The organism is Xanthobacter flavus, from assembly GCF_017875275.1.
Classification (GTDB): Bacteria; Pseudomonadota; Alphaproteobacteria; order Rhizobiales; family Xanthobacteraceae; genus Xanthobacter; species Xanthobacter flavus_A.
Genome location: NZ_JAGGML010000001.1, coordinates 4780613 through 4798698, shown reverse-complemented (window position 1 = coordinate 4798698; position 18086 = coordinate 4780613). Strand labels below are relative to the sequence as shown.

The following is an 18086-nucleotide window of genomic DNA, read 5'->3' as shown; positions in this document are numbered from 1 at the left end:
AGAAAACCACGCGGTGGAAAGCCGGTGCGTGAACGCGAAATGCGCCCCTCCCATAACGAGACTGCCTCCCCGATGCAATGCACCGGGGAGGCAGTCTCGAAGTGAGGTTTCTGACTGGAACCGCTGGATCAGAAACGGGTACCGCCGGAGAAGCGGAACGCCTGGGTCTGGTCGTAGGTCGCCTGAGAAAGCACCCAGGCATAGTCGAAGCGCAGCGGACCGAACGGCGACTGCCAGATCAAGCTGACGCCCACCGAAGAGCGAACCGCGTTGTCGTCATTCACGCAGACGTTGTTGTAGCCCCAGGTCTTGGACGACGGGATGGTCGAGCAGTTCACCAGGTTCGGATTGCCATAGAAGTTGTCCTTGTCCCAACCGTACACGCCCGGGAACTTCGTCGGTCCACCGTAGTCGAACAGCGACCCGGCGTCGGCGAAGATCGCGCCCTTCATGCCGATATCCTTGGGCAGGAAGGCAAAGGGGAACTGAATTTCCGCCGAAACACCCCAGTAGGTCGTGCCGCCGAGCGCGTTCAGCTCATTATTGGCGCAGTTGTAAATGAGGGGCGAGCCCTTGTTGGACGCCGCGCAGGGCGCGAGGTCGCGGGGACCGATGCCCGACGGCGCGAAACCGCGGACGAGGTTCGGACCCATGTAGAAGTTGTCGAGCACGTCGAGGCTGTCATCGCCCCACGACGAGACGTAACCAGCCTGAGCGCGAAGGATAAGCACGCTGTCTCCAGGCAGGGGCGTGTAGTGGCGGACGTCACCCGTGGTGCGGATGAAGTTCACGTCACCGCCGAGGCCGGCCATATCCTGCTTCAGCTCGGCATAGATGCCCTGGGTCGGGTTCACATTGTTGTCGAGGGAATTGAACGACAGAGTGTAGCCGAGAGCCGAAGTGATGGTGGCACCCTGCGCAGCCGCATCTCGGATGGCCCACGAGATCGAGGACGCGCAATAGTTGTAGTACTCATAGGTCGCGGTGTAGTCGTCGCAGAGATTGATCTCGCGCTGGTAGAGATTGTAGCGCAGCGCGAGCGTCACCTCGTCGGTGATGGGCAGGCCGAAGCGCAGGCCACCGCCGATCATGGTGGTGCCATAGGGCGTGTAGCTCGTGGTCTGCGTCTCTTTCCAGTAGAGATCGAAACCAGCCGCGAGGCGATAGCCGAGGAAGTAGGGCTCGGTGAAGGAGAACTCGGCGCCCTGGGCATTCTGGCCCAGCGTTCCCGACACCTTCACATACTGGCCACGGCCGAGGAAGTTCTTCTCGCCCAGCGACACCTCGCCGATGATGCCGTCCGAGGTCGAGTAGCCGCCGGAGATGGAGAACTCACCCGTGGGCTGGTCTTCCACATCCACCGCGAGGATCACGCGGTCGGGCGCGGAGCCCGGCTCGGTGGTGATCTTCACGTTCTTGAAGTAGCCGAGGTTCCGCAGCCGGCGCTCGGCCCGATCGACCAGCACGCGGTTGTAGGCGTCACCCTCGCCGATATCGAACTCGCGACGGATCACATAGTCGCGGGTGCGGGTGTTGCCGCGGATCTCGATGCGCTCGATGTAGACCCGCGGGCCTTCCTCAAGCACGAACACCACGTTGATGATCTTCGCCTGGAAGTCGCGGTCGCCGCGCGGACGCACCTGGGCGAAGGCGTAACCGGACTTGGACGCCTCGATGGTCAGGTTCTCGACCGACTTCTCGACGAGCTCGGCGTTGTAGATCTGGCCATCCTGGGCCCGCACGACGCGCTTCAGGGAGTCGCCCGGCAGATCGCGGATGTTCGAGACCACATCCACCTTGCCGAAGCGATACTGGTCGCCTTCATCCAGGGTGAAGGTGAGGATGTAGCCGCCGCCGGCCGGATCGAGCTCGGCGGTCGCGCCGATGATGCGGAAGTCGGCATAGCCGTTCTTCAGGTAGAAGCGGCGCAGCAGTTCCTGGTCCGAGTTCACGCGGTCCGGATCATAGGCGTCGGTGGACTTCAGGAACGACAGCCAGTTGGTCTGGGTCGTGGAGATGACGTCCTTCAGCTTCCAGTCCGAGAAGGCCTTGTTGCCGACGAACTTGATGTCCTTGATGCCGGTCTTGTCGCCTTCCTTGATCTCGAAGACGAGGTCCACGCGACCGTTGCCGCGGTCGATGGTGACCGGGTTGACGCGCACGTCGCTGCGGCCGGAGCGGCGATAGATCTCGATGATGCGCTGGGTGTCCGCCTGCACGGTGGACTTGTTGAACGGCGCGCGGGGCTTGGACTGAACCTCGCCCTCCAGCACCTCGTCCTTGATCTTCTTGTTGCCCTCGAAGACGACGCGGTTGATCACCTCGTTCTCGGACACGCGCACGATGATGCGCCCGCCGGACTGGTTGACCTGCACGTCGGAGAACAGGCCGGTCGCATAAAGCGCCTTCCAGGCCTCGTCGATCTTTGCAGCCGTATAGGGACCGGAGCCGAAATAGGAGCGGATGGTATCCGCATCCACACGGCGGTTGCCCTCAACCACGATGGAGCTGGACTGGGCTGCGGCGGGGGACGCCACAACGAGAGAACCGGCAACCGACCCCGCCGCAATCATCGCGGAGAGACCAAAGGCGGCGGCCAGATTTCTCAGAACCCGGAGCGGAGCAGTCATATGGTGCGCAACCTTGAAATATCGTTGTTCTCGAACCCGCCGCCCTTACCGGACAAGCGCCCGGACACAGGGACGGATTCTCACCCTGCGCTGCCGCTTGTACAGTCTTTTACCGCAGGTGCAAACCGAGCGGCGGCCGAAGACTGCCCTTTTCCGGAGACCGTTGCCCGCTCGCCACGACCCCGGTGCGGCAAATCAAAATCCCTTACATCGCAGCAATATGCAGCACGTCGTTCCAGGTGGCGAAGATCATCAGCATCAGCACCAGCGCGAGGCCGATGCGGAAGCCGATGTCCTGCGTCCGGGCACTCAGCGGGCGGCCACGGATCGCCTCGAAAGCGTAGAACAGAAGGTGGCCGCCATCCAACAGCGGGATGGGAAAGAGGTTAAGCAATCCGATAGAGACGGACAGCACCGCCGCCAGGGATAGAAGTGCTCCGATACCAAACGTCGCGACCTGCCCGGACACCTGGGCGATGCGGATGGGTCCGCCGAGCTGGTCGGCCGACTCGCGCCCGGCCACGAGGCCTCCGAGGTAATCGAAGGTGCGGGCCACCACGAACCAGGTCTCCTGCACACCCATGCCGATGGCCTCGACGGGGCCGAAGCGCTGGGTCGTCACATCGCCTGCCGCGAGCGAGCGGGAGATTCCGAGAAGCCCGGTGCGGTGCGTGTTGCCGAACGGGTCCTTGACTTCCTTCAGCTCAGGCGTGGCCGTGAGAGTGACCTGCCGGTCGCCGCGCTCGACGGTGAACGCCAGCGGCTGGCCGGCGTGGGAGCCGACGATGCGCTGCATGTCGGAGAAGCTCGTCACCTTGGCGCCGTCGATCTCCACCACAAGGTCGCCGGGCTTGAAGCCGGCCACGTCCGCGGCGCTGCCGGGATTGATCTGATCCACGCGCGGCGCCGTCACCTGCTTGCCGAACACCATGAAGACGATGGCGAAGATGGCGATGGCCAGCAGAAAATTGGCGATGGGGCCCGCCGCGACGATGGCCGCGCGCCACGCCACCGGCTTGTAGAAGAAGCTCTCGCTGCGCTCGGCGGCCGACATCTGCGACAGGCGGGCGGCATCCGGGGTGGAGGCAGCGTCCTCGTCGCCGAAGAATCGCACATATCCGCCGAGCGGCACCGCGGCGATGCGCCAGCGGGTGCCGTGCCGGTCGTTGAAGCCGGCGATCTCGGGCCCGAAGCCCAGGGAGAAGGTCATCACCCGCACGCCGGCCCGGCGCGCGACCCAGAAGTGCCCCAGCTCGTGGAAGAACACCACGATCGTCAGGACGAACAGGAAGGGGATGACATAACCGAGGAGAGTGGAGGACAGCGTGCCAAGGTTCGCACCGAGACCGGAAATCACATCCATCATCCGTTCCTCTTCTCGCGGCCAACCGCGGGGGTGGCCAAACCTACACACTTATCGCGCGCTCGCCAGCCTCGGTGCACCGGAGCCGCGCGACGGAAACTGCTCTTAGGATGCCTTTGCGGCAAACTTGGGCAGAAGTCCGGTTGCCGTTCTGCGCGCAAGCTGGTCGGCGTCCAACGCCTCGGCGATGCTCGCCGGTGCGGGACCACCGTTGATGCGGTCGAGGGTCGCGGCCACGATATCGGTGATGCCGTAGAAGCCGATCCGCCCCTCCAGGAAGGCCGCGACGGCGATCTCATTCGCCGCATTGAGGATGGTGGCGGCGACGCCGCCCTGCTTCAGCACCTCATGGGCGAGGCCGAGGGCGGGGAAGCGCGCGAGGTCCGGCGCTTCGAAGCTGAGGCGCCCGAGCGCCACGAGATCGAGCTTGCGGCAGGAGGTGGCCACCCGTTCGGGGTAGGCGAGGCAATGGGCGATGGGCACGCACATGTCCGGAAGCGCCAGTCCGGCAGTCACCGAGCCGTCGATGAAGGAGACGAGGCCATGCACCACCGACTCGGCATGGACCACGGCGTCCAGCTGGTCGGCGGATACCGCGAACAGGTGCTGGGCCTCGATCAGCTCCAGCCCCTTGTTCATGAGCGTCGCGGAATCGATGGTGACCTTGGCGCCCATGTTCCAGTTGGGATGCTTCAGCGCATCCTGCGGCAAAGCGCGGGCGATCTCCTCCCGGCTCTTGAGCCGGAACGGGCCGCCGGAGGCCGTGAGCGTGATCTTCTCCACCGCCTTGTGGGGACCGGCCGAGAGCGCCTGGAAGATGGCGTTGTGCTCGGAATCCACGGGCAGGATCTCGGTGTCGAGCCGGGCCGCCTCGGCCATGAAGAAGGCGCCAGCGGCGACGAGGCACTCCTTGTTGGCGAGCGCGACGCGACGGCCGGGCGCGAAGGCGGCGACCGTAGGGGCGAGCCCGGCGCAGCCGACGATGGCGCTCACCACCACGTCCGTGTCGCGGCGCGCGGCGTCCAGCACCGCCTCGGGTCCGGCGCCGCTCTCGATGCCGCTGCCGGCGAGGGCGTCCTTCAACGCGGCGCCCCCGGCGGGGTCGGCCAGCGCCGCGAAGCGGGCGCCGAGGGCGCGCGCGGTCTCGGCAAGGGCAGCGGCATCGCGCCCGCCGGCCACGGCCTCGACCTCATAAAGGCCGGGCGCATCCGCCAGAACCTTGCGGACGCTGTGACCGATGGAGCCCGTGGCCCCGAGCACGGAGAGACGTTTCATGGGAGCGTCCTACCACAAAAGCAGACCGGCCGCCGGGTCGCCCGCATTGCGCAGCACCGCGGCGACGACCGCCACCAGCGCGGCCGCGGCGAAGCCGTCGAGCCGGTCGAGCAGGCCGCCATGGCCGGGAATGAGCCGGCTCGCATCCTTCACGCCGAACAGGCGCTTGACCGCCGATTCCGCGAGGTCGCCGGCCTGGCTGACGATGCTGAGCAGGAGGGAGAGGCCGGCGAGCGGCAGCAGGGCCGGCGCGCCGGACGCGTAGGCGACCGCGAGGCCGCAGAGGGTTCCAAGAAGCGTTCCGCCGATGGCGCCTGACCACGTCTTGTTCGGCGACACCCGTGGCCACAGCTTCGGCCCGCCAAGGGCGCGGCCGGTGAAATAGGCGAAGATGTCGGTAGCCCAGACGATGGCGCACAGATAGAGCACGGCCGAAAGGCCCAGCGGCGAGGTGCCGCGCAGGACCACCACGGGGAGCGCCGCGCTGGCCGCCGCCAACACGCCGGCCAGCGCCCAGGCGCTTTGCCGCGGCACGGCAAGGGTGCAGGCGGCGGCGCTGAGCACGGCCGCGCTGAAGGCCCAAGTGGGATCGGAGGTCACCGCCAGCACGCCGCCGGCCACAAGGCCGAGGCCGCCGAGGCCAAGATAGACCGGGCGATGATCGAGCCGCGCGATGACAGCCCATTCGTTCAGGACAAGCAGCCCGGCAACCACCCAGAGAATGGCGAAGGGGATACCGCCGAACCACGCCGTGGCGAGCACCACCGGCACGAGGACGAGGGCGGACAGGGTGCGATTGCCGAGGTCTGAGCCGAAATGCACGAGGGTCAGGGTCCGGTGCGGGGCGTCACGCCGCCGAACCGCCGGTCGCGCCGGGCAAATTCGTCGATGGCCGCGAGGAGGGCGGCCTTGTCGAAGTCAGGCCAGTAGATGGGCAGGAACACGAACTCGGAATAGGCGGCCTGCCACAGCAGGAAATTCGACAGCCGCTGCTCACCGGAGGTGCGCACGATGAGGTCAGGATCGGGGATGCCGGCGGTTTCGAGCCGCTGGGAGATCATCTCCACGTCCACGTCCTCGGGCTTCACCCGCCCGGCCGCCACATCCGCCGCGATGCGCGCGACGGCCGAGGCGATCTCCTGGCGCGCGCCATAGTTGAAGGCAACCACCAGCGTGAGGCCGGTATTGTCGCAGGTCAGCGCTTCGGCATCGTCGAGCAGCTGGCGGATGTCGGGGGCAAGGCCGGCCCGCTCCCCGATCACCTTCACCCGCACGTTGCCGGAATGCAGCTCGGCGAGATCGTGACGCAGGAAGAACTTCAGCAGCCGCATCAGCTCCGTCACCTCGCTGACGGGGCGCGACCAATTCTCCGCGGAGAAGCTGTAGATGGTGAGGAAGCGGATGCCGATCTCGCGCGCGGCCCGCACGCAGCGGCGCAGCGCCTCGACGCCGCGGCGATGTCCCTCCACGCGCGGCAGCTTGCGGGACGTGGCCCAGCGGCCGTTGCCGTCCATGATGACGCCGACATGCACGGGAACGCATCGCGGCGCCGGTGCGGGCGTCGGCTGGCCACCCGCCACGGGAACGGCGGGCGGCGTCCGGCCGGGTACGGCGGTCTCGCTCGCGGCACGCGCGGTCATGGCTTGCTCAGGGCTCACACCTTCGTCCTCAAACCGCGTTGGCTCTCAAACCGCGCCGGCCGACAGAAACTGGCCGGCAGCCCCTGCCCCGCCGCGTTGCCTGCACTCAGACGGAAAGGATTTCCTTTTCCTTCTGGGCGAGGGTCTGGTCGATCTCGGAGATGGTCTCGTCGGTCGCCTTCTGGACATCCTTCGAGAGGCGCTCCAGCTCATCGGACCCCATCTCGCTGTCCTTTTCCAGCTTCTTCAGCAGGTCCATCCCGTCGCGACGCACATGACGTACCGCGACCCGGGCGGCCTCGGCGTACTTGTGCGCAACCTTGACGAGCTCCTGGCGGCGCTCCTGGTTGAGTTCCGGGATGCGCAGGCGCAGCACCTGGCCCTCGGTCGCCGGGTTGAGGCCGAGATTCGAATCGCGGATCGCCTTTTCCACGGCATTCACCATGCCGCGGTCCCACACCTGCACGGAGAGCATGCGGGCCTCGGGGACGGAGACGGTGGCCACCTGGTTCAGCGGCATCCGCGCGCCATAGGCCTCGATCGTGATCGGTTCGAGAAGGCTGGCCGAGGCGCGGCCGGTGCGCAGGCCTCCCAGTTCTTCCCTGAGCACGCCGACCGCGCCATGCATGCGGCGCTTGAGATCGGCCATGTCGAAGGTCCCGGTGGTCATGACTATCCTCTGTGTTCAAGATCGCGGGCAGGCTTCAATCGCACGGAAACGTTTCAGATTCCATGCGTCGGTGCGGCCCCGACAGGAAAGGCCCGGCGGGCGGTGACGGATCCGGGTGCCCGGAGACTGTCGCCGCGACAATCGGCATGGCAGCGCGACACGGCAATTCGGTGGCCGCGCAGCGCCCGCCCTCGCCGAGCCGGATCAGGGCGCGACGACGGTGACGCGCCCCTCGCCCATCGCCGCCGTGGCGATGGCGCCGGGCTCACGGATGGAAAACACGATTATCGGCAACGCCGCTTCGCGGGCAAGCGCGAACGCAGCCGCATCCATCACCTTCAGATCGCGGGAGAGCGCCTCGTCATGGGTGATGCGGTCGTAGCGCGTGGCCGAGGGATCGAGCTTGGGATCGGCGGAATAGACGCCATCCACATTGGTCGCCTTCAGCACAGCGTCGCAGTCCAGCTCGGCCGCGCGGAGCACGGCTCCGGTGTCGGTGGTGAAGTAGGGATTTCCCGTTCCGCCGGTGAGCACCACGATGCGGCCGCGCCGCAGGTGCCGCATGGCCGGCTGGCGGGCGTAGGGCTCGCACACCGTCGGCATGGGAATGGCGGAGAGCGTGCGCGCCGGGGCGCCGGCAGCCTCGATGGCCCGTTCCAGCGCCAGGCCGTTCATGACGGTGGCGAGCATGCCCATGTGGTCGGCGGTGGCGCGGTCGAGGTTCTCGTCCGCGACGCGCGCGCCGCGCAGGATGTTGCCGCCGCCGACGACGACCGCCACCTCGCACCCCGCCGCACGGGCGGCGACGAGGTCACGGGCGATGCGGGCGACGGTGGGCGGATGCAGGCCGAAGGGCTCGGCGCCCATGAGCGCCTCGCCGGAGACCTTCACCAGGATGCGGGGATAAGGCAGTCCCGGCGCCGCGAAGGGCGCCGGGGGTTCGGGATAGTCCGAATCGTCGGAAATCGCGGTCATGGGAGCCCCCTCCCCGCCTGCGATCAGGACTGGCCGGCGGCGGCGGCCACCTCGGCCGCGAAGTCGGTCTCTTCCTTCTCGATGCCCTCGCCGAGCGCGTAGCGCACGAAGGCGGTGAGCTTGACCGGAGCGCCGACCTGGCCCTCGGCCTCCTTCAGCACCTGCGCGACGGACTTGGAGCCGTCATGCACGAAGGGCTGGTCGAGGAGGGTGTTCTCCTTGAAGAAGCTCTTCATGCCGCTTTCGGCGATCTTGTCCTGCACGTTGGCGGGCTTGCCCTGGTGCTTCTCGAGCAGGATGGCCTTCTCGCGGGCGATGGTGGCCTCGTCGATGCCGGAGGCGTCGAGCGCCAGCGGGTTGAGGGCCGCCACATGCATGGCGATCTGCCGGCCGAGGGTGGAGAGCTTCTCCACGTCGCCCTCGGACTCGAGCGCCACGAGCACGCCGATGCGGCCCTGGCCCTCGACCACGGCACCGTGCACGTAGGAGGCGATCACGCCCTTGGAGACCGTGAGCTTCACCGAACGGCGGAGCGTCATGTTCTCGCCGATGGTGGCGATGAGCGCCGTGAGGCGGTCGGCGACGGTGACGTCCTCGCCCGGAAACTTGGCGGCGGCGACGGCCTCCAGGGAGCCGTCCGTGTTGAGGGCGACCTTGGCCACCTCACGCACGAACGCCTGGAAGTCGGGGTTGCGCGCCACGAAGTCGGTCTCGGCATTCACCTCGACGGCGGCGGCGTAGTGGCCGGAGGACTCGACCGCGACCAGGCCCTCGGCGGCCACGCGGCCGGCCTTCTTGGCGGCCTTGGCGAGGCCCTTCTTGCGCAGCCAGTCGATGGCAGCCTCGACGTCGCCGTTCGTCTCGGTGAGCGCGGACTTGCAGTCCATCATGCCTGCGCCGGTCTTGTCGCGCAGTTCCTTCACGAGCCCGGCGGTGATCGCAGCCATGTTCAATCCCTTCTTCTCGCGCCACGGCCGGCCACGGTGCGCCCGAGCCGGCCGTGGGGGCGCGGTGCGCCCCATTACTCTCGATTCGTTTTCAGATCTGCGACAAGGTTGGTGACAGGTGTCACTCGACCTCGGCAGACAGCTCCTTGGCCTGGGCGATCCAGCCGTCGACACGGCCCGGCAGACCCACTTCCTCGCCGATGCGGTGCGCATCGGTGGCATCGAGACCGGCGATCTGGCCGAAGTGGAACACGCCAAGATCGTTGAGCTTCTGCTCGATCTCGGGGCTGACGCCGGTGAGCTTCTTCAGGTCGTCGGCGACGCCGCGCGGACCGGAGAGCGGCTCGAAGGACGACCACACGCTGGTCTCGACCGGCAGGTCCTCGACGAGGGGGGCCTCTTCGGCGCCCGTGTCGTAACCGAGGTCGCTGTGGCCACGGCCGATGCCGTCGATGGCGGCGCGGGCGATGAGGTCGCAATAGAGCTGGATGGCGCGGCCGGCGTCATCGTTGCCCGGGACCGGGAAAGCGATGCCGTCGGGATCGCAATTGGTGTCGAGGATGGCCGCCACCGGGATGCCGAGGCGCTGGGCTTCCTTGACCGCAATGTCTTCCTTGTTCGTGTCGATCACGAACAGCAGGTCCGGCAGGCCGCCCATGTCGCGGATGCCGCCGAGCGCCTTGTCCAGCTTCTCCTTTTCACGGGAGAGCGTCAGGCGCTCCTTCTTGGTGTAGCCGGAAGACGCCTCGGGAGCGGCCAGCATCTCCTCCAGCTTCTTCAGCCGGGCGATGGAGTTGGAGATGGTCTTCCAGTTGGTGAGCATGCCGCCGAGCCAGCGGGAATTCACATAATACTGGGCGGAGCGGCGGGCGGCGTCCGCCACCTGCTCCTGCGCCTGGCGCTTGGTGCCGACGAACAGCACGCGGCCGCCTTGGGCCACGGTGTCGGACACGGCCTGCAGGGCGCGGTGGAGCGCCGGCACGGTCTGCGACAGGTCGAGAATGTGGATGTTGTTGCGAACGCCGAAGATGTACGGAGCCATCTTGGGGTTCCAGCGGTGGGACTGATGTCCGAAGTGCACGCCAGCTTCGAGGAGCTGACGCATCGAATAGTCGGGAAGAGCCACTTGGTATTCTCCGGTTGAGCCTCCGCGGACGTACCTTCGCCAATGACGATAGGCACCGGATGGCCGATCTGGCCTGTGTCCGCGTGCGGAATGGGTCGGGCACATACACGAAGGATGCCCCGCAGGCAAGCGTGGCGGCTCCCGGCAGCCCTCGCTACCGCGCTTGAGGAGCCAGAATCGTGCCATGATGTGAACGGCCCGATGGGAGCACGGGGGAAGCCGATCGCGCGGGCCGCGCCCGGCGTGGCCCGCCAACTGGCAATGACAAGGATAAGAACATGTGCCGCTTCTGCGTGGGAACCCTGTTCACGAACAAGAGTCTCTTCAGCGACTGGTCCATCGGTTCCACCGGTCCGGCGTCCTGGCGCGCGGGTCCCTCGCGACGCAGCTTCATGACCCTTGCCGGCGCCGTGACCGGCATGGCCGGGCTCGCCCTGCCGTCTGACGGCGCTCGAGCGCAAGTGGCGGGGGGCGCCGACATGATCTTCCAGGGCGGCACCATCCTGCCTCTGGCCGCCGCCGGCCCCAAGTCGGTCGAGGCCGTGGCCGTCAGGGGTGGCGCGATCATCGCGGCAGGCTCCGTCGCGGATATCGCCGGGCTGAAGGGCGCCGCCACGAAGATCGTCGATCTGGACGGACGCACGCTCCTGCCCGGCTTCATCGATCCGCACCAGCACAGCTGCTTCGTCGCCCTGTTCTCCGAACTGCTCGCCGATGTGGGCTATTCCAATTACCCCACCCGCGCCGACCTGATCGCCGGCCTCAAGGCCCTCGACGCGAAGCTGCCGGCGGGCCAATGGCTGCTCGCCTACAATTTCGACAATCTGCTGCAGGGCGGCGACCTGTCCATGGCCGAGCTGGACGGCGTGTCGAAGGATCGTCCGATCCTGGTCTGGTACATCAACATGCATGACGGGGCGGCCAATTCCCCCGCCTTTCGCATCGCCGACATTCCGGCGGATGTGGGTATGCTCCCGGGCGGGGGGCATTTCGGCCGCGGCGCGGATGGCAAGCTGAACGGGCTCATCTACGAAGAAAGCGCCCTGCTGAAATTCGTCACGCATGCGCTGCCGAAGATCACGCCGGCGATCTTCGCCAAGGCGATGACCGACTTCTTCAAGATGAGCGCCTCGCTCGGCAATACCGCGACCCATGAGCCGGGCACCGTCCAGCCCGACTGGATCGAGGGGCTGACCAAGCTCACCGCCACGGGAACGGGCCGCCTGAGCGCCAGCCTGATGTATGACAACATGGCCGCCGCCGATGCCTACAAGGCCCTCGGCCGCGGCGCCAAGGCGGCACTATTTCCCGAGTCCCGATTCTCGCTCTACGGCATCAAGATCGTGGACGACGGCTCCAACCAGACCAAGACCGGCGCGCAGACGATCCCCTATCTCGGCGGCGACGAGAAGGGCCAACCCAATTATGCGCCGGCCGAGCTGAAGACCATGGTGGCGGCGATCAAGGCGGCCGGCTGGCCGGTGCAGATCCACTGCAACGGCGATGCCGCCATCGACAATGCGCTCGATGCCATCGAGGCCGCCTATGGCGCCAATCCGTCGACGGGAATCAACCGCATCGAGCATGCCACCCTGGCGCGGCCCGACCAGCTGGTGCGCATGAAGAAACTGGGCGTCCAGCCGAGCTTCCTGATGAACCACGTCTATCTCTACGGCGCCGCCTATCGCGACCAGCTGTTCGGTCCGCAGCGCACCGCCTTCATGGATCCGGCCGGCGCCTGCGTGAAGGAGAGCCTGCCCTTCACCCTGCACACGGACGCGCCCTGCTCTCCCCTCGGGTCCCTGCGTCTCGTTCAGACCGCGGTGACGCGGCGCTGCGCCATCGACAATTCCATCATCGGCCCCGACCAGGCGATCGCCGTGGAGGATGCGCTGCGGGCGGTGACCTCGGCGGCGGCGGCACAGATCGGCCAGGCCGATCGCCTCGGCACGCTGGAGGTGGGCAAGCAGGCCGATCTGGTCGTGCTGGAGCAGGATCCGTTCAAGGTCGCGCCCGACGCCATCATGAAGATCAAGGTCTCGCAGACCTGGGTCGGCGGCGAGAAGATCTTCGGGTGACGGAGCGAGGCTGACCTCTGCCCGCTGGGGTCAGCCCTGTGCCCGCTGGCGCTCTTCCTCCACCAGTTCCTTCTTGGAGAGCTTGCCCACCACGGTCTTGGGCAGGCTCTCGCGGATCTCGATGGCCTTGGGCATCTCGATCTTGGAGATCTGGGCGGAGAGGAATTCCATCAGCTCGGCCGGCGTCGCCTCGGCATTCTGGCGCAGGGTGACAAAGGCCTTGGGCGCCTGCCCGCGATAAGTGTCGGGGATGCCGATGGCCACAGCCTCGGCTACCGCCGGATGGAGGTAGAGCGCCTCCTCGATCATGCGTGGGTAGACGTTGTAGCCGCCGCAGAGAATCACATCCTTGATGCGGTCCACGAGGAAAAGGTAGCCGTCCTCGTCCAGATAGCCCACGTCGCCGGTCCTGAGCGCCCCCTCGACGAAGACGGCGGCGGTCTCGTCCGGACGGTTCCAGTAGCCGGCCATCACCTGCGGGCCGCGCAGGCAGACCTCGCCTTTTTCGCCCACCGGCATCAGGCGGGTGGAATCGGCCAGATCGCGGATCTCGATCACGGTCTCGGGCAAAGCAGTGCCCACCGACCCATCCTTGATGAGGCCAAGCGGCGGATTGGCGCTGACCACCGGCGAGCTTTCGGACAGGCCATAGCCTTCCACCAGCGGGCAGCCGGTCAGCTCCTGGAAGCGCATGCGCACGTCGAGCGGCAGCGGCGCACCGCCGGAGATGGCGAGCGTGAGGGACGACAGATCGCGCTTCTCGATGTCCGGCACCGCGTTGATGGCGGCATAGATGGTCGGCACGCCGGGGAACATGGTCGGCTTCTCGCGCTCGATGTCGTCGAGCAGCGACATGAGGTTGAAGCGCGGCACCAGGATGATCTCGGCACCGAGGCAGATGGGGATGAGCATCACCGTCTGCATGGCGAAGACGTGGAACAGGGGCAGCACCCCCAGCACCCGCTTCACCCCGATGCGCTCGCACTCGGCATGCCGGACCAGTTGCCGGGCATTGGCCGAGACGTTGGCGTGGGTGAGCATGGCGCCCTTGGGCACGCCCGTGGTGCCGCCGGTATATTGCAGGACGGCCAGGTCCTTGGCCGGGTCCACCTGCACCGGCTGAGGCCTGTCGCCGTGCTTCAGCAGGGAGGCGTAGTCCACATGCATCCCGTCGCCGGTGCTGTAGACCGCCTTCTCCTTGCGCTTGAACAGGTTGAAGAGAAGGCCCTTGGGAAACGGCAGGATGCCGGCCATGGGGCAGACGATGATGGATTTCAGTCCCGTCTCGTGCGCCACGGCGGCCACGCGGTCGTGGATGAGTTTCAGGTCCGGAACCACCATGATTGTGGTGCCGGAATCGCGGATCTGGTGCCTGAGCTCGCGCTCCACATAGAGCGGGCTGAAGTTCACCACCGTGCCGCCGGCCTTCATCACCGCGAAGAAGAAGATGACGGAATAGGGCGTGTTGGGCAGGCAGAGGCCCACGTGGCTGCCTTTGCGCACGCCCATGGCCTGAAGCCCGGCCGCCACTTTGTTCACGGCCGTTCCCACCTCGGCATAGGTCCATTTGCGGCCGAGGAAGCTCAACGCCGGCTTGGCGGCGTGCGCGGCGACGCTGGCCTCCAGAAGCTCGGGCACGGGCGAGATGGCGAGGCGCGCCGCATCGGTGCGATGGAGCATGATGTCCCTCCTGCGCCGGCGCTTTTCTATTCTTTGGCAAGCCGGCAGCGTGATCCCCGACGATGCGTTCAGCAGCGCCGTGATTCAATGATCCTGGCGCTTGATTGCGCCGGAAAGACGTATGGAGCGGGTGTCCCGCATGGACGCCGGCGACGCGGACGCCGCCGGCTGGTGCAAACCCTACTTGGTGATGAGAGCCGCCGCCTGCGGCGCGTCGAACTTGTAGCGCAGGCCGACCGAAATCATGTCGGCATAGCCATCGCTCACCTGGCCGACCAGCGTGCCGCGCAGCGCGTTGGCGGGGTCCGCCGGCGTGAGGAAGATGGGGCTCGTCTCGCCGAACAGGTGCGTGTAGGCGAAATCGAACGAGAACTGCTGCGTGAAATTGTAGGTGAAGCCGGCCGAGACCCACAGACGGTTGGTGTCCGGCAGGCGCGGGGAGCGCGTGGAATCAGGCACCGGGGTCAGCTCGTAGCCGATGCCGGTGCGCAGGGCGAGCTTCGGATCCCACTGATATTCGACACCGCCGGAGAAGAACCATCCGTCATTCCACTGGAGGTCGAGGGTGCTGACCGGGATGTTGTTGGCCTTCACCACCAGTTCCTGCACCGTGGACCAGTTGGTCCACTCGACGGTGCCGAGCACGGTCCATTTGGGATCGAGCTGCGAGCGGAAGGAGGCCGTGACCTGATCCGGAAGGGTGAGACCGGCAGTGACATAGCGGTTCTGCAACGGGATGAGCTTCGCGACCGAAAGGTCCAGCTCGCCGTTGAGCGTGTGCGTGACCTGGGACTTGTACCCGATGCCGAGGGTGGTGCCGGGCGCTAGGGTGAACAGGACGCCGAGATTGATGCCGAAGCCGATGTCGTCGCCGTCCACCTGGGCATAGAGATTGTTGGCGGGCGGCACGAAGCCGGCGAACTGGGCGTTGGTGAGCTTGGCGTCGATGTAATTGACGTTGAGGCCGCCGCCGATCGTCATCCAGTCGGTCACCTTGTAGGCCACCGAGACCTGGGCGTTCATGTCGAAGATGCGGCTGTAGCAGCCGTAATAGCGGCCGGACCAGTTGCACGGCGCATCGGTGACGAGGCCGTAGGGCGAGGTCATGCCGAATCCGATCGCCCACTTGTCCCAGGCGTAGGTGGCGAAGAAGGTCGGCAGGGTGCCGTTGTCGATCATGTCGCTGACACCGACGGTGCCGAGGCTCGTACCGGTGATGGGCGCGCCCGCCGCGAACACGTCGATGGACGCATGCGGCGCGATGTAGGTGACGTTGCCTTCGACATTCAGCCCCGGATTGAAGCTGATGGCCGCGGGGTTCCAGGTCATGGCGGCGAGGCCGTCGCCGCCCGCCGCCGTACCGGCAAATGACGTGCCCTGGTAATAGGAACTCTGCTCGCGCAGCCCGAACCCACCGGCCTCGGCCGAACCGCCCGCCAGCACGGCGGGAATCGCGACGGCAGGAATGGCAAGCACCGGAGCCACGCGCCGCGACCAAATGTGAATCGCACTGGCCCGATTGTGCGTCGTCATGAGACCCCCTCCTAGGCTGTATTCCTCCGGGCCCGGCACGCTGCGGTGCACTATACGTTTTATCGGTGCCCTATACGTCACCTAGCATGCCGTTCGCCGATGATCCGTCAACCTGCTTCCTACGGCGTCGCGGGGCTCGACGCTGGGGAATCCGGTGGGCGTGGCTCCGATGCAACAGTGCAGAAAAGACAGCGATACTGTCCAGAAGTGTCGAGGGTCGCAGGGCTTCTAGCGACCGGCTTATAGCCGCTTCCTGCTCCGTTCCTTGTGAAGTCGCGACCGGAAGGTCATCTGCCAAACGGGTCTTGCGGCGGAGGTCAAAGCATGTATCTTCAGGGCGACTGGGTGACGTATAGGTGAACCGGTGGCATCCTCTGGCAAACGTGGTGGCGCGTCCGCATTGACCGACACGTTCTACACCGTGACGCAGCTGGCGCGGGATCTCTCCGTCACGCCGCGGACCATCCGCTTCTATGAGGACAAGGGGCTCATCACCCCCCGCCGCGCCGGCACCATGCGCGTTTACACCAAGCGTGACCGCGCCCGGATGGCGCTGATCCTGCGCGGCAAGCGCCTGGGCTTTTCGCTGCGCGAGATCAAGGACTATCTGGACCTTTACGACCTCGACCCGAGCCAGGCCGAGCAGATCCGCCTGCTGCTGAAGAAGGTGCAGGATCGCCTCGAAATGCTGGAAGATCAGCGTCTTGCGCTTGAGGAAAGCATTATCGAGCTGAAAGACATAGAGGAGCAGGCGCTCGCTGCCCTCGCCATCGAGACCGGCGACCAGAAGGCCGCCGGCTAGGCCGGTGCCGCCCGGGTCGCGCCGGGCCGGGCATAGGCCATCCTGAGTTTCATGAGGAGCGTTGCCCGGGCGAAATGTCTTTCGCGCGGATCGCCTCCTTACGTCCTACGCCCAGGCCAACGGAGCATTCTGGCCGGCGGAGGACATACGCAAAACCCGCTGCACCAAGCGGCGGACGACAAGAATGGACAGGCAGGAGAGCCCAATGAACGCGCCGATGCGAAACGTCGTGATTGCAGGCTATGCCCGCTCGCCTTTCACCCTCGCCAAGAAGGGTGATCTGGCGCGCGTGCGCCCCGATGATCTCGCCGCCCAGGTGGTGGCCGATCTCGTGGCCCGCACCGGCGTGAAGGTGGAAGACATCGAGGACCTGATCGTCGGCTGCGCGTTTCCCGAGGCCGAGCAGGGCTTCAACGTCGCCCGCCTCATCGGGATGATCGCCGGCCTGCCGGAGAGCGTGGCGGGCGTGACGCTGAACCGCTTCTGCGGCTCCTCCATGCAGTCGGTGCACAACGCCGCCGGGCAGATCCAGCTGGGTGCAGGCGAGGTGTTCATCTGCGCCGGCATCGAGAGCATGAGCCGCGTGCCCATGACCGGCTTCAATCCCATGCCCAACCCCGCCCTCTACAAGGCGATGCCGCAGGCCTACATGGGCATGGGCGAGACCGCCGAGAACGTCGCGGCCAAGTGGCAGATCACCCGCGCCGACCAGGACGCCTTCGCCCTCAAGAGCCACCAGAAGGCGACGAAAGCCGAGGCGGAAGGCCGCTTCAAGGACGAGATCGTCGCCATCAAGGCCAACGGCAAGGTCAACAAGACGGTCGATCAGGACGGCTGTATCCGCCGCGACGCGACGGCCGAGGCCCTCGCCGCCCTCAAGCCCTCCTTCGACGAGCATGGCACGGTGACGGCCGGGACGGCCTCCCCCCTCACCGATGGCGCTTCCGCCGTGCTGGTGTGCTCCGAGGACTATGCGCTGAAGAACGGTCTTACCCCCCTCGCCCGCATCCGCAGCGTGGCGGTGGCCGGCTGCGCGCCGGAGATCATGGGCATCGGCCCTGTCGCCGCGACCAGAAAGGCGCTCGCCCGCGCCGGCATCGACATGGGCGAGATCGACGTGGTGGAGCTGAACGAGGCGTTCGCCTCCCAGGCCCTCGCCTGTCAGCGGGAATTGGGCATCAAGGACGAGGTGCTGAACCTCGATGGCGGGGCCATAGCCCTCGGCCATCCCCTCGGCGCCACCGGCGCCCGCATCGTCGGCAAGGCGGCGGCGCTCCTGAAGCGCGAAGGCGGCAAGTATGCCCTCGCCACCCAGTGCATCGGCGGCGGGCAGGGCATCGCCACCATCCTCGAGCGCGTCTGAGGAG

General features: G+C 66.7%; 14 protein-coding genes. 3 read left to right on the top strand and 11 right to left on the bottom strand.

What is annotated here, in order from left to right; all coding sequences use genetic code 11:
- Window positions 1–128 precede the first annotated feature (128 nt).
- The 9 genes from bamA to J2126_RS22455 all read right to left on the bottom strand — a co-directional run bounded on the left by bamA (window position 129) and on the right by J2126_RS22455 (window position 10626).
- On the bottom strand, window positions 129–2630 hold the full coding sequence (gene bamA / locus J2126_RS22495) for an outer membrane protein assembly factor BamA (RefSeq protein WP_209489017.1): 2502 nt from the start codon (window positions 2628–2630) through the stop codon (window positions 129–131).
- Window positions 2631–2835: 205 nt separating this feature from the next.
- On the bottom strand, window positions 2836–3993 hold the full coding sequence (gene rseP, locus J2126_RS22490; protein ID WP_209490475.1) for an RIP metalloprotease RseP: 1158 nt from the start codon (window positions 3991–3993) through the stop codon (window positions 2836–2838).
- A 105-nt stretch (window positions 3994–4098) separates the two neighbouring features.
- Complete coding sequence (gene dxr, locus J2126_RS22485; protein ID WP_209489016.1) at window positions 4099–5268, bottom strand: 1-deoxy-D-xylulose-5-phosphate reductoisomerase; 1170 nt, start codon at window positions 5266–5268, stop codon at window positions 4099–4101.
- A 9-nt stretch (window positions 5269–5277) separates the two neighbouring features.
- Window positions 5278–6090 (bottom strand): phosphatidate cytidylyltransferase, encoded by an 813-nt coding sequence (locus J2126_RS22480; protein WP_209489015.1) that lies wholly within the window; start codon window positions 6088–6090, stop codon window positions 5278–5280.
- 5 nt (window positions 6091–6095) lie between these two features.
- Window positions 6096–6908 (bottom strand): isoprenyl transferase, encoded by an 813-nt coding sequence (locus J2126_RS22475; RefSeq protein ID WP_209489014.1) that lies wholly within the window; start codon window positions 6906–6908, stop codon window positions 6096–6098.
- A 106-nt stretch (window positions 6909–7014) separates the two neighbouring features.
- Window positions 7015–7578 carry a ribosome recycling factor gene (frr, locus tag J2126_RS22470; RefSeq protein WP_209489013.1) on the bottom strand — a complete coding sequence of 188 codons (564 nt, stop codon included), beginning with the start codon at window positions 7576–7578 and terminating at the stop codon, window positions 7015–7017.
- 204 nt (window positions 7579–7782) lie between these two features.
- Window positions 7783–8553 (bottom strand): UMP kinase, encoded by a 771-nt coding sequence (gene pyrH, locus J2126_RS22465; protein ID WP_024279301.1) that lies wholly within the window; start codon window positions 8551–8553, stop codon window positions 7783–7785.
- Window positions 8554–8576: 23 nt separating this feature from the next.
- Window positions 8577–9500: a translation elongation factor Ts gene (gene tsf, locus J2126_RS22460; protein WP_024279302.1), complete on the bottom strand. Its 924-nt coding sequence runs from the start codon at window positions 9498–9500 to the stop codon at window positions 8577–8579.
- A gap of 121 nt (window positions 9501–9621) precedes the next feature.
- Window positions 9622–10626 (bottom strand): 30S ribosomal protein S2, encoded by a 1005-nt coding sequence (locus J2126_RS22455; protein WP_209489012.1) that lies wholly within the window; start codon window positions 10624–10626, stop codon window positions 9622–9624.
- 278 nt (window positions 10627–10904) lie between these two features.
- On the opposite strand from J2126_RS22455, the gene J2126_RS22450 reads away from it, so the two are divergent.
- Entirely contained in the window at window positions 10905–12704 is a 1800-nt protein-coding gene (locus J2126_RS22450) for an amidohydrolase (protein ID WP_209489011.1), read from the top strand.
- 30 nt (window positions 12705–12734) lie between these two features.
- Here the strand turns inward: J2126_RS22450 and J2126_RS22445 are convergent, their stop codons facing one another.
- Both J2126_RS22445 and J2126_RS22440 read right to left on the bottom strand, forming a co-directional pair.
- Entirely contained in the window at window positions 12735–14384 is a 1650-nt protein-coding gene (locus J2126_RS22445) for a long-chain-fatty-acid--CoA ligase (protein ID WP_209489010.1), read from the bottom strand.
- Window positions 14385–14564: 180 nt separating this feature from the next.
- On the bottom strand, window positions 14565–15917 hold the full coding sequence (locus J2126_RS22440) for an OmpP1/FadL family transporter (RefSeq protein WP_209489009.1): 1353 nt from the start codon (window positions 15915–15917) through the stop codon (window positions 14565–14567).
- 400 nt (window positions 15918–16317) lie between these two features.
- Here J2126_RS22440 and J2126_RS22435 point away from each other — a divergent pair, with 400 nt between their 5' ends.
- Window positions 16318–16719 carry a MerR family transcriptional regulator gene (locus tag J2126_RS22435; protein ID WP_245327516.1) on the top strand — a complete coding sequence of 134 codons (402 nt, stop codon included), beginning with the start codon at window positions 16318–16320 and terminating at the stop codon, window positions 16717–16719.
- A 217-nt stretch (window positions 16720–16936) separates the two neighbouring features.
- Window positions 16937–18082, top strand: a complete 1146-nt coding sequence (locus tag J2126_RS22430) for a thiolase family protein (protein ID WP_209490474.1) — start codon at window positions 16937–16939, stop codon at window positions 18080–18082.
- The last annotated feature ends 4 nt before the right edge of the window (window positions 18083–18086 follow it).

Excerpts from the sequence above, each read along its gene's own strand:
- bamA (WP_209489017.1), bottom strand. The coding sequence starts at position 2,630 with ATGACTGCTCCGCTCCGGGTTCTGAGAAATCTGGCCGCCGCCTTTGGT.
- rseP (WP_209490475.1), bottom strand. The coding sequence starts at position 3,993 with ATGGATGTGATTTCCGGTCTCGGTGCGAACCTTGGCACGCTGTCCTCC.
- dxr (WP_209489016.1), bottom strand. The coding sequence starts at position 5,268 with ATGAAACGTCTCTCCGTGCTCGGGGCCACGGGCTCCATCGGTCACAGC.
- J2126_RS22475 (WP_209489014.1), bottom strand. The coding sequence starts at position 6,908 with ATGACCGCGCGTGCCGCGAGCGAGACCGCCGTACCCGGCCGGACGCCG.
- frr (WP_209489013.1), bottom strand. The coding sequence starts at position 7,578 with ATGACCACCGGGACCTTCGACATGGCCGATCTCAAGCGCCGCATGCAT.
- pyrH (WP_024279301.1), bottom strand. The coding sequence starts at position 8,553 with ATGACCGCGATTTCCGACGATTCGGACTATCCCGAACCCCCGGCGCCC.
- tsf (WP_024279302.1), bottom strand. The coding sequence starts at position 9,500 with ATGGCTGCGATCACCGCCGGGCTCGTGAAGGAACTGCGCGACAAGACC.
- J2126_RS22450 (WP_209489011.1), top strand. The coding sequence starts at position 10,905 with ATGTGCCGCTTCTGCGTGGGAACCCTGTTCACGAACAAGAGTCTCTTC.
- J2126_RS22445 (WP_209489010.1), bottom strand. The coding sequence starts at position 14,384 with ATGCTCCATCGCACCGATGCGGCGCGCCTCGCCATCTCGCCCGTGCCC.
- J2126_RS22440 (WP_209489009.1), bottom strand. The coding sequence starts at position 15,917 with ATGACGACGCACAATCGGGCCAGTGCGATTCACATTTGGTCGCGGCGC.
- J2126_RS22430 (WP_209490474.1), top strand. The coding sequence starts at position 16,937 with ATGCGAAACGTCGTGATTGCAGGCTATGCCCGCTCGCCTTTCACCCTC.